This is a genomic window from Streptomyces sp. JHA26 (assembly GCF_002005565.1).
Lineage (GTDB): Bacteria > Actinomycetota > Actinomycetes > Streptomycetales > Streptomycetaceae > Streptomyces.
The window spans coordinates 57,472-69,402 of record NZ_BDJC01000039.1 but is presented as its reverse complement, the minus strand read 5'-3'; the positions used below and the strand labels follow the sequence as shown (position 1 = coordinate 69,402).

The 11,931-nt window shown below is 74.3% G+C and carries 8 protein-coding genes; 3 read left to right on the top strand and 5 right to left on the bottom strand.

The genetic code is table 11. From position 1 onward, the window contains the following. Together JHAT_RS22915 and JHAT_RS22910 are read left to right on the top strand one after the other, a co-directional pair. Positions 1–1,204: PQQ-binding-like beta-propeller repeat protein (locus JHAT_RS22915; RefSeq protein ID WP_077800145.1), on the top strand; the 1,204-nt coding region annotated here is incomplete at its 5' end. Positions 1,205–1,293: 89 nt separating this feature from the next. Further along, the gene (locus tag JHAT_RS22910; protein ID WP_077800137.1) at positions 1,294–1,860 is read left to right on the top strand and encodes a hypothetical protein; all 567 of its coding nucleotides are present in this window, start codon (positions 1,294–1,296) and stop codon (positions 1,858–1,860) included. 15 nt (positions 1,861–1,875) lie between these two features. Here the strand turns inward: JHAT_RS22910 and JHAT_RS22905 are convergent, their stop codons facing one another. The 5 genes from JHAT_RS22905 to JHAT_RS22885 all read right to left on the bottom strand — a co-directional run bounded on the left by JHAT_RS22905 (position 1,876) and on the right by JHAT_RS22885 (position 8,714). Beyond that, positions 1,876–3,276, bottom strand: coding sequence for an NAD(P)/FAD-dependent oxidoreductase (locus tag JHAT_RS22905; RefSeq protein WP_077800136.1), 1,401 nt, complete (start codon positions 3,274–3,276; stop codon positions 1,876–1,878). Beyond that, positions 3,269–4,462: an MAB_1171c family putative transporter gene (locus JHAT_RS22900; protein ID WP_077800135.1), complete on the bottom strand. Its 1,194-nt coding sequence runs from the start codon at positions 4,460–4,462 to the stop codon at positions 3,269–3,271. Before JHAT_RS22900 ends, JHAT_RS22905 begins: the two co-directional genes overlap by 8 nt. Next, positions 4,462–5,076 carry a toxin gene (locus JHAT_RS22895; RefSeq protein ID WP_077800134.1) on the bottom strand — a complete coding sequence of 205 codons (615 nt, stop codon included), beginning with the start codon at positions 5,074–5,076 and terminating at the stop codon, positions 4,462–4,464. Before JHAT_RS22895 ends, JHAT_RS22900 begins: the two co-directional genes overlap by 1 nt. Positions 5,077–5,340: 264 nt before the next feature. Beyond that, positions 5,341–5,547, bottom strand: a complete 207-nt coding sequence (locus JHAT_RS22890) for a sigma-like protein (protein WP_077800133.1) — start codon at positions 5,545–5,547, stop codon at positions 5,341–5,343. Positions 5,548–5,747: 200 nt separating this feature from the next. After that, entirely contained in the window at positions 5,748–8,714 is a 2,967-nt protein-coding gene (locus tag JHAT_RS22885; RefSeq protein WP_077800132.1) for a BTAD domain-containing putative transcriptional regulator, read from the bottom strand. 517 nt (positions 8,715–9,231) lie between these two features. Here JHAT_RS22885 and JHAT_RS22880 point away from each other — a divergent pair. Further along, entirely contained in the window at positions 9,232–11,844 is a 2,613-nt protein-coding gene (locus JHAT_RS22880; RefSeq protein WP_077800131.1) for a bifunctional FO biosynthesis protein CofGH, read from the top strand. Positions 11,845–11,931 lie beyond the last annotated feature (87 nt).

Genomic DNA, 11,931 nt, shown 5'->3' with positions numbered 1-11,931 from the left:
CCCCGGCGTGGGCGGCGCCGACCCGGCCGTCCCGGCACCGGCCGCCCCCGCGACGCCCCCCGAGGCGGCGGCGAGCGGCTGGCGGCCCTGGCGTTTCCGCATGTCCAACGACGTCTGGGGCACGCCGGCCGTCGACGGGGACCTGGTCTACGTCACCTCCTTCGAGGTGCACGCCCTGGACGTGGCCACCGGACGCCGCCGCTTCAAGACCCGGGACGTGGCCTGGTCGATGGCGGTCGCGGACGGCCGCATCCACGCCTCCGACGGCCCGACCCTCTTCGCCCTGGACGCGCGGGAGGGCACCGACCTGTGGCGCCTGCAGACGGACGCCTGGGTCTACTCCCTCCAGGCCGACCGGGGCACGGTCGTCACCGCCACGCGCGGCGGCGGCGTCCAGGCCTGGGAGGCCTCGGGCGGCCAGAAGCTGTGGGAGATCACCGGCGCCCAGACCGACTTCGAGTCCCCGGAGGCGGGCGCGACGGTCCACGACGGCACGGTGTACGTCTGGCAGGACGCCCGGCTGCGCGCCCTGGACGCCCGTACCGGCGACGAGCGCTGGTCGTACCCGATCGGCGACGCGGCGTCCTGCGGCGGCGTGCCGGTCCGCCTCGCCCAGGCACCCGACGGCTACGTGTACGTCGCGGCCGGCACCCGCGTCCTCGCGCTCGAGGTCGCCTCCGGGCGCGTCCGCTGGCACTTCGAGGCCCCCGCGGTCTTCCTCTCCCCGCCGGTCTTCGTGCCGGGCCCCGCGGTGACCGGCGGCGGGGTGTACCTGGCCGACTACCTCGGCACGGTGTACGCCCTCGACGCCACCGACGGCCGCGACCGCTGGCGCATCGCGACGGAGGGCCGCTCCTCCACCGACCCGGTCCTGGTGGCCGCCGGTCACGTGCACGTGGGCAGCGGCAAGGGCCTCTACACCCTGGACGCCGTCACCGGCACGCCCAAGTGGCGCTTCCAGGCGGGCGGCGAGATCGTCGGCGCGCCCGCGGTGGCCGAGGGCCGCATCCACTTCGGCTCCACCGACCACCTCCTCTACACGCTCAAGGCCGACGACGGCCGCCTGCGCTGGAAGCTGGCGACGGGCGGTGAGATCACCGGCTCCCCGGTCGTGCGGGACGGCATCGTGTACGCCTGCAGCAAGGACCGCTGCGTGTACGCGCTGGACGCGGAGAAGGGCACGGGGACGGCGCGTACGGCGTGACGGTCCCCGGCCCCGGCCGGTCACACCCCGTGTCCGGCCGTGGCAGGGCGGTGACATGCTCGTGACAGCGACTGGTTAGCGTGGGGGCCATGACGACACGGGGACGGGCGCTCAGGTTCACGGCGGTCTCGGCACTGGTGGTGCTCAGCCTGACCGGCTTCACGGCGGGACGCGGCCACGGCCACGGCCACGGCAGCGATGACGGCGGGGGCGGTTGCAGCAGCAGCAGCCAGGACCACGACAGCTCGTCGTCCTCGTCGGACGGCGACGTCTACAAGGACGACGGCTCCTCCGGCAGCGGCACGAGCGGCGGCTACGGCGACGGCCGCTCCCACTACGACGACGATGACGATGACGACGGCGGCAGCGGCGACAGCAGCGGCGCCCTCCAGGCCGCCACGGTGGAGCTGGTGAGCTGCGCGACCGCGGACGACCCCTACGCCACGGTCGAGGTCACCAACCCGAACGACGTCGAGTACACCTTCGCCGTCACCGTGTTCTTCAAGGACGGCGGCGACGTCACGCTCGACGACGCCCGCCAGGAGACCACCGTCCCCGCCGGCAGCACCTCCCGCGTACGCCTCGCGTTCGACGCCCCCGGCGAGGTCGCCGACCACTGCGAGCTGGACGACGACGAACTCCTGCCGCTGACCTGACGCGGCACCGGGCGGTCAGGACCGGGCCGCCCGGCGCTCCGCCTCGCTGATCGGCGGGCCGTCCAGGTGCGGCTTCTTCGGGCCGAACAGCATGGGGACCAGCATGTCCCGCGAGAACAGCCGGGTCGGGGGCCGCTCCATGCTCATCACGTCGAGCAGGGCGCCCAGGGCGCGCGGGCTGCGGGCGCCGGTGGCGACGGCCCGGTCGACGTAGCGGGCCAGCAGCCTCTCCGCCACGGTCGGCGGTGTGCCGGCGGCGCCCGGGTAGAAGGCGTCCTGGCCGACCGCCAGGTCCCAGGCGCCGGAGACCGGGCGGGCCGCGGCGCGCTGGAGGGCACCGGCCGTCCCGGGCGCCGTGAGCGCGGTGCGGCGCAGCACGTCGCGGACGGCGAGGGCGCCCTGCGCGGCGACGGTCAGGCCGTGCCCGTAGACCGGGTTGTAGCCGGCGACGGCGTCACCGAGGACGACGAAGCCGTCGGGCCGGCGCTTCAGCTTCTCGTAGTAGCGGCGCCGGTTGGCGGTGCTGCGGGTGACGGTGACGTCGCCGAGCGGTTCGGCGTCCCGCAGCAGCTCGCCGATGACCGGGTCGGCGAGGCCGAGCGCGAACGGCACGAAGGCGTCCGGGTCGGCGGTGGGCTCGCCGCCGCGGGTGCCGCCCAGGGTGACGATCCACCGGTCGCCCTCCACCGGCAGGACGATCCCGCCCCGCCCCGGCGGATCGGCCGGGTTGGCCTGCACGTTGACCAGCGGGAAGGCGCCGTCGGCGGCGGTGCCGGGGGCGCGGTACACGCGGGTGGCGTAGGTGAGGCCGGCGTCGACCTCCCGCTCGGCGACCCGGGGCAGACCCAGGTCGGCGAGCCACTGCGGGGCGCGCGAGCCGCGTCCCGTGGCGTCCACGACGAGGTCGGCGTCCAGGACGTGTTCGCCGTCGCCGTCCGCGACCCGTACGCCCGTCACGCGGCGGGCGTCGCCCTCCAGGGCCAGGGCGGAGGTGCCCTGGCGCAGCGTGATCCGCCCGTCCTTGAGGACGTGGTCGCGGACGACGGAGTCGAGCAGGTCGCGCGAGCAGACCAGGTTCCGGTGGTGGGTGGCCAGGAACCTGCGGAACCAGACCTCGTTGGGGGCCCGGGACACCATGTCGCCCATGATGTGGACCAGACGTCCGCCCCGGCACACGACGTCGTCGACGAGCCCGGGCAGCAGCTCGCGCAGGGCCCGCACACCACCGCTCCACACCAGGTGCGCGTGCCGGGCCTGCGGAACGCCCCGGCGCGGTTCGGGCCCCTGGGGCAGGGCGTCGCGTTCGACGACCGTGACGTCCGCGAACTCGGTGAGCGCGGCGGCGGCGAAGAGGCCCGCCGCGCTGGCGCCGAGGACGACGGCGCGCGGCCGGTGGCTGACGGGGGTGCTAGGCATGGGCGTCGAGGCCGCTTTCTGTGCTGGTCACCCGGCGGCCGAGGTCGGCGAGGGCACGCCGTCGGTACAGGGCGAGGGAGATGGTGCCGATGTGGTCGCTGATGTCGGTGCCGATGCCCGGCGGCCGCTCGCCCGCGGGCGCCGGGACGCCGGCCGCGTAGGCGGCGATGGCGTCGCGCAGTGCGACCGCACCGGCGAGGTCACGGGCCAGCGCCTCGTCGTGGGCGGCCCGCGCGGCGGCGAGGGCCCGTTCGTGGACGTCGTGGCGGAAGTAGGGGGCCAGCAGCCGCAGCGCGTCGTGGATGCGCTGCTGGCGCTGCATGACCCGCAGGTCCAACGGCACCCACAGCCCGAAGCGGGCCTGCGCCGCGGCCGGGGCGAGCACCCGCAGCGCCCGCCACAACGGGCGCAGCCGCAGGTACTCCCGCTGGTCGCGGACCGCGGCGCGCAGCGCGGGGCCGGCCTGCGGGACGATGAACCCGACGGCGACCAGCGACGCCTGGAGCAGCGCGAACGGCGGCGCGACCCGGGTGCTGAGGACGTCCCAGTCCGTCCCGCACCAGCGGGCCCCCACGGCGGTGAGTTTCGCCGCGTCGAAGACCAGGCCGGAGGCGAAGCCGAGCAGCAGGAGGACGACCCCCGACCTCACCCAGCGGTCGGTCACGGTCGGCGACCACTGCCGCAGCATCCGCGTGGCGACGATGCTGGTCACCGCGTGCGCGCCCAGGTAGAGCAGGATGTGCTCGCGCATCCACGGGGTGCCGGCGTAGTAGGTGTCGAGGTCGTAGGTCCGCGGCTCGGGCACGCGGGCGAGCAGGAAGGTCACCCAGAGCCCGGCCACGACCCCGCCGTACGCGCAGTGGATGCGGCGGATGCCGCGCCTGCGCCGCGCGGACGGCGGCTGACGCCACCGGGTGATCATGGCCAGTCCGGTCGCGCCGGACGCGGTCAGGAACGAGTACGCGCAGGGCGAGGCGAAGTTGGGGATGCCCGTCCAGGCGTTGAGCCGCTCGATGTTGACGGGCGTGATGACGACCAGCACGCAGGTCGCGCACACCAGCAGCACGGTCGTCGCCCGCACCTCGGGGTTGTGCCAGGCCCGCACGAACGTCGGCAGCTTGAGCAGCACGGCGAGGGCGAGCAGGGCGGTGGGCAGGGCGTAGGGGATGTGGAGGTGCGGGCCCATCAGAGCAGGCGCCCGCCGCGGTTGGTCAGCGACAGGTTCATGCGGCCCTCCACGGTCGCCGGGGACACCGGGCCCTCGGCGTACCGGCCGTGCATCCAGGTGCGCACCTCGCGGCCGAACAGCAACCCGAAGGTCTCGGCGGCGACCTCGTGCCGGTCGGGCGACTCGGCCCGGGCCGCGACGGCCAGCAGCGCGTCGCGCGGCACCTCGGACTCGGCGAGGATCCGCTCCGCCGCCCGCCGCACCGCGTCGGACACCTGCTGCGGCGGGGCGACGGCCCGCGCGGAGGCGTCGGCGATCCCGGCGACGTGGTGCCCGCGGTCGCCCTGCTCCTCGTGCCACAGCTCGTGCCCGAGGATCACCAGCTGTGCCTCGGGGACGGTGTGTTCCTCGACCACGACGAGGGACCTGCTCCCCAGGTCGAGCCGCAGCCCGGACACCGGGACGTCCGCCGGGAACGACCGGAACAGCAGCTCCACCGGCCGTCCCGCGCGCACGCTCATGGCCCGGCAGAAGGCCTGCATGACGGCCTTCGGCTCCGCCGGCCTGTCCAGGTCCTGGGCGGCCTCCCGGCCGAGGGCACGGAGCAGCGCCTTCATCGTTCGTGGACTCACGGGCCGGGTTTCTCCCTCCCCGGGGCATCACCGACGTACACCGACGTGCTGGGGAGACCTTAGTGACCGACGGAGATCTGTTCGACCCCTCCGAACGACTCAGGCCACGGGTTGGCCGAAAGTGGAGGGACCGGGTCCTCGGCGGACGACCGAACGCCGAGGACCCGGTCCCGGCCCCGTCCGTGAAGCGCCCGCGGGCGCACCTCGGCCGCGGCGGCTCCCCCTCCGCGCCGCCGCGGCCGATCCCCGTGCGGGAAGAAAGGTCTACTTGCCGTCCCGGTCGAGGTCCAGGGCGGGCGGGGCCGGCATGTGGCTGTCGAGCGTGGTGATGGAGTCATCGCTCGGCGGGGCCGGCATGTGGCTGTCCTGAGTGGTGGCGGTGCTGTCCTTCGGCGGGGCCGGCATGTGGCTGTCGAGCGTCGTGATGGTGCCGTTCTCCGCGTCTTCGGTGCCGTTCGTGGTGCTGCTCATCGGTGCGAACCCCCAGGGAGTGGATGGAACGTCGGGCTGACGACACCCGTTCGGCGGCTCCCCCGAAGGCCGCCGGACGGGTGCGCGGGACCGTTCACCCTACAGATGAAGCCCCGCAGACCCGCCTGCCCCCCGACGCGACGGATCGATGTCCTGATCCTGGCAGCCACCCATAAACGTTCGATGAACGACCCGTTCGTTCACGCGGCTTCGATCGGCCGGAGGAGCGCCCGCAGCTCCGCCGATTCCGGCGCACCGGACTCTTCGTAGATGGCCAGTGCGTCGCGCCAGCACGCACGCGCGCGATCGGTCTGACCGAGACCGCTGAGTGAGCGGCCCAGGAGGGTGAGGATGTTGGCGCGCATCCAGTCACCGCCGATGCTTCCGGTCGTCAGCGCCTGCTCGGCGTGTTGTGCCGCCTGGGCCGGCCGGTGAGCCGAGAGGTGGACCTGGGCTATACGGAAGTGCGTCGCCCCCTCCCACAGACGCTGCCGGTTCTCCACGAAGGTCTGCAACGCTGTGGACAGCTCGCTCAGCGCCTCGGACTGGCGGGATGCGTGACTGAGCGCGATACCCAGTGCGTACCGCGCATTGGCCAGGCGAAAGGTCAGCCCGAGCTCGTCGTAGAGGGCGATTCCCCGGCGCACCAGGTCGATCCCCGAGGCCGTGCGCCCCACGGAAACGAGAACACGTGACAGATTGCAGAGGGCGCTGGCCTCACCGGGGCGGTTGCCGTCGGCACGGAACGCACTGATGGCCTCACGAAGGTGCACTTCGCTGACGTCGCGTCGGTTTCTGCAGTTGGCGATGATGCCCTGCTCGTTGTGCGCGTTGCCCTTGGTCCACGAGTCTCCGGTCCGGTTGCCGAGTTCGATGGCACGCTCGGCCTCCGCACCGGCCTCGTCGAAGCGCCCGGCGCGACTGAGGACCTGGGCCAAGGTCGTCCGTGCGCGCCCTTCCGCTCGAGCGTCGTCCGCGGCGGCCGTGGCGTCCCGCACGGCGAACGCGACCGCTTCGTAACCGAGGGAGCTCGCCCCTGACTCCGCCAGGTCCTTCGACGCCAGCAGGAGGTCGACCGCCCGCCGCAGTGTGCTCGGCCCCAGGGACTGCCGGACGCATGCCAGGATGCACGCCGCCTCGGAGTGCAACCAGTCCAGGGCGGCGGTGCCGTCGCTGAACTCCAGGCCCGCGAACTCGGTGCGCTCCAGGTGGTCCACGGTCCGGTCCCCCGGCCGTTCGATCGCGTACACCCCCGCCGCCGTGGCCAGGTAGAAGTCCAGCAGCCGCGACAGCGCCGCCCCCCGCTCGCCCGGCGGGTGCTCGTCCCGTTCCGCGCACGCACGCGCGTAGAGCCGGACGAGGTCGTGGAAGCGGTAGCGTCCCGGCGCCGCCGACTCCAGCAGCGACGTGTCCACCAGGGACTCCAGCAGGTCCTCCGTGTCCTCCGCCGGGAGGTCCAGCACCGCCGCTGCCGCCGCCAGGGAGATGTCCGGGCCGTCCGCCAGGCCCAGCAGGCGGAAGGCACGGGCCTGGGCCGGCTCCAGCTGCCCGTAGCCCAGCTCGAACGTGGCCTTGACCGCCAGGTCACCGGCCTGCAGCTCGTCCAGCCGGCGCCGCTCGTCCGCCAGTTTCGCCGCGAGGACGGACACCGTCCACGTGCGCCGGGCGGCGAGGCGCGACGCGGCGATGCGGATGGCCAGGGGCAGGAAGCCGCACGCCCCCACCACGTCCAGGGCCGCCTCCCGCTCCGCGGCGACCCGCTCCTCGCCCACGATCTTCGTGAAGAGCGCCAGCGCCTCCTCGGGGGACATCACGTCCAGGTCGACCAGGTGCGCCCCGGCGAGGTCCACCATCCGCGCCCGCGACGTCACCAGCGCCGCGCACCCCTCCGTGCCGGGCAGCAGCGGGCGTACCTGCGCGGCGTCGCGGGCGTTGTCCAGCAGCACCAGGACGCGGCGGCCGTCCAGGACGGAGCGGTAGAGGGCGGCCCGCTCCTCCAGGGAGTCGGGGACGGCCGAGTCGGCCGTGCCCAGGGCGCGCAGGAAGGCGCCCAGCACCGTCTCCGGCTCCGCCGCCCGCCCTTCCGCGCCCTGGAGGTCGACGTAGAGCTGCCCGTCCGGGAAGGCGGCCCGCGCCCGGTGGGCCACGTGCACCGCGAGGGTCGTCTTGCCGACGCCGCCGATGCCCGCGACGGCGGAGACGGCCATCACCCGGCCCTCGGCGCCCGGCGCCGAGCCCAGCACCTCGCTCAGCTCGTGCACGAGGGACGCGCGTCCCGTGAAGTCCGGCACGGTGGCCGGCAGTTGTGCCGGGCGGACCGGGGCCGCGGCCGACTCCGGGGCCGGCGCGGGCGGTTCCGCCAGGGCCGGGTCCGCCCGGAGGATGCGCTGCTGCAGCTCCCGCAGGCCGGGGCGCGGGTCGACGCCCAGCTCGTCGGCGAGCAGCCGCCGCGTGTCCGCGTACACGGCCAGCGCCTCGGCCTGGCGTCCGCTGCGGTACAGGGCGAGCATCAGCAGCTCCCGCAGCCGCTCGCGCAGCGGGTGCGCGGCGGTCAGCGCGGTCAGCTCCGAGACGGCCTCCGCGTGGCAGCCCTGCTCCAGGTCCAGGTCGAGCCGCGTCTCCAGGAGCTGGAGCCGCCACTCCTCCAGCCGGACCCGCTGGGCCTGCGCGTACGGGCCCGGGACGGCGGCCAGCGTCTCGCCGTCCCAGAGGGCCAGCGCACGCCGCAGCACCTCGCGCGCCCGGCCCAGGTCCCCGGCGGCCCGCGCCTTCTCCGCCTCGACGGCCAGGTCCTGGGCGAGCGACAGGTCCAGGGCCCCGTTCCCCGGCCCGCGCACGGCGTAGCCGCCCGACTCGCTGACCAGCACCCCGGGGTCCAGCACCTTCCGCAGCCGTGACGCGTACGTGCGCACCGCCGCCAGCGCCTGCGACGGCGGTTCCTCGCCCCACAGGGCGTCGATCAGCTCGGCCGCGGTGGCCGTCCGGCCCTCGCGCAGCAACAGGGCGGCCAGCAGCGCGCGTTGCTGCGGGGACCCGGTGGGCAGCGGCTTGTCGCCGCGCCAGGCGCGCACCGGTCCGAGCACGCCGAACCGCAGCGCGGCCGACGGCTCCGGTTCCGCCGGTGTCCCGGAAAGCCGCTGCCCCGGAGCGCGCGGTCCACCGTTCATGCCGTCCCCCTAGACATCCTGAGCAACTACGCCAGTTTGCCTTGTGCATGCCGACCACGTCAGCCGTGGGAGACGCCGATCACAGGTCCCTCACCTCTCCGGGGCCACCCGTACCGCCGGCGGTCCCGCCCCGGCCCTCGACCCCGTCGCCCGGCGCCGGACGGCCGTCACAACCGTCACGCCCGTCACGGCCCGGTACCCGGTCCCGGCGGGGGACGACATCGTCCGTTCACCGTCCCGTCCCGTGTGCCCCCGCGTTCTCCGGACAGCCTCATGGGGGAAGCCCCGGCCGCCCAGGTCGGTGCCGCGCTCGTCGAAGACGCCGATGTCGAGGGCGTTGCCCTGGGTCCCGGCGTGACATGGCACGGGTGGTGCGGTGGTGATGCGTGCAACCCTCGTACGGAGCCGTGGACTCCCGTGCGAGGAAAGGGGTCCGGCGCATGGAGGGCCGGAAACCGCCCGGTGGGGGAGCGTGACGCGCGCCGCGCCCCGATCATGGCGCTCGTATGCTCGAAGGATGACGACTCCCGCGACCCCCGGAACCGGACCCGACGACTCCGCCGGTGCCGCCGGCCCGACCGAGAACTCCCTGCGTCGCGCCCTCAAACGCGCCCGGGACGGTGTCGCCCTCGACGTCGCCGAGGCCGCGGTGCTGCTCCAGGCCCGCGGCGAGCACCTCGACGCCCTCACCGCGTCCGCCGCGCGGGTGCGGGACGCCGGCCTGGAGGCGGCGGGCCGTCCCGGCGTCATCACCTACTCGAAGAGCGTCTTCATCCCCCTCACCCGCCTGTGCCGGGACAAGTGCCACTACTGCACCTTCGTCACCGTCCCCGGCAAGCTGCGCCGGGCCGGGCACGGGATGTTCATGTCGCCGGACGAGGTGCTGGACATCGCCCGCAAGGGCGCCGCCCTCGGCTGCAAGGAAGCGCTGATCACCCTCGGCGACAAGCCCGAGGACCGCTGGCCCGAGGCCCGCGAGTGGCTCGACGCGCACGGCTACGACGACACGATCGCCTACGTCCGCGCCGTCTCGATCCGCATCCTGGAGGAGACGGGCCTGCTGCCCCACCTCAACCCGGGCGTCATGACCTGGACGGACTTCCAGCGGCTCAAGCCGGTCGCACCGTCGATGGGCATGATGCTGGAGACCACCGCGACCCGCCTGTGGTCCGAGCCCGGCGGCCCCCACCACGGCTCCCCGGACAAGGAACCGGCCGTGCGCCTGCGCGTCCTGGAGGACGCCGGACGCTCCTCGGTCCCCTTCACCTCCGGCATCCTCATCGGCATCGGCGAGACGTACGAGGAACGCGCCGAGTCCCTGTTCGCGCTGCGCAAGGTCGCCCGCGCCTACCACGGCGTCCAGGAGCTGATCATCCAGAACTTCCGCGCCAAGCCGGACACCGCGATGCGCGGCATGCCGGACGCGGAGCTGGACGAGCTGGTCGCCACGGTGGCCGTCGCCCGGCACATCATGGGCCCGGCCGCCTGCCTCCAGGCCCCGCCCAACCTGGTGGACGCCGAGTACGAGCGCCTGATCGGCGCCGGCATCGACGACTGGGGCGGCGTCTCCCCGCTCACCATCGACCACGTCAATCCCGAACGCCCCTGGCCGCAGATCGAGGAGCTGGCGCAGAGGTCCCGCACGGCCGGCTTCGAGCTGCGCGAACGGCTCTGCGTCTACCCCGAGTTCGTCAGGCGCGGCGAGCCCTGGCTGGACCCGCGCCTGCGCCCGCACGTGGCCGCGCTCGCCGACCCGGACACGGGCCTCGCGCGCGAGGACGCGACGGTGCGGGGCCGTCCGTGGCAGGAGCCGGAGGAGGTCTTCGAGGCGTCCGGCCGCACCGACCTGCACGCCACCATCGACACCGAGGGCCGTACGTCGGACCGCCGCGAGGACTTCGACGAGGTGTACGGCGACTGGGGCGCCCTGCGCGAGGCGGCCGCCCCCGGCATGGCCCCGGAACGCATCGACACCGACGTACGCGCCGCGCTGGCCACGGCGGCCGACGACCCGACGCGGCTCACCGACGACGAGGCCCTCGCCCTGCTGCACGCCGACGGCCCGGCGCTGGACGCCCTGTGCCGGGTGGCCGACGACGTGCGCCGCTCGACGGTCGGCGACGACGTGACGTACATCGTCACGCGGAACATCAACTTCACGAACGTCTGCTACACCGGCTGCCGCTTCTGCGCCTTCGCCCAGCGCCGCACGGACGCCGACGCCTACACGCTCTCCCTCGACCAGGTCGCCGACCGCGCCCAGCAGGCGTGGGAGGTCGGCGCGGTCGAGGTGTGCATGCAGGGCGGCATCCACCCCGACCTGCCGGGCACCGCGTACTTCGACATCGCCAAGGCGGTCAAGGCCCGCGTCCCCGGCATGCACGTGCACGCCTTCTCGCCGATGGAGGTCGTCAACGGCGCCACCCGCACCGGCATGTCGATCCGCGAGTGGCTGACCGCGGCCAAGGAGGCGGGCCTCGACTCCATCCCCGGCACGGCGGCGGAGATCCTCGACGACGAGGTCCGCTGGATCCTGACCAAGGGCAAGCTGCCCACGGCCACCTGGATCGAGGTCGTCGAGACGGCCCACGAGCTGGGCATCCGGTCGAGCTCCACGATGATGTACGGCCACGTCGACCAGCCCCGCCACTGGCTGGGCCACCTGCGCACCCTCGCCGGCATCCAGCAGCGCACGGGCGGCTTCACGGAGTTCGTGACGCTGCCCTTCATCCACACCAACGCACCCGTCTACCTGGCGGGCATCGCCCGGCCCGGACCCACCATGCGGGACAACCGCGCGGTCACCGCGATGGCCCGCCTCCTGCTCCACCCCCACATCCCCAACATCCAGACGAGCTGGGTGAAACTGGGCACCGAGGGGGCGGCGGAGATGCTCCGCTCCGGCGCGAACGACCTCGGCGGGACCCTCATGGAGGAGACGATCTCCCGCATGGCGGGCTCCTCCTACGGCTCCTACAAGTCCGTCAAGGACCTGATCGCCGTCGCCGACGCGGCGGGCCGCCCCGCCAGGCCCCGCACGACGCTGTACGGCGAGGTCCCCGAGGAGCGGCGGCGGGCGGCGACGGCCTCGGACGGGCACCTGCCGGAGCTGCTGCCGGTACTGGACTGACCGCCGCCGGACGGAGGCGCGGGCCGCTCACAGTACGATGATCGGGCCCCCGGTGTGTCGGGGGGTTCTCGTAGCTGAGGAGATGCG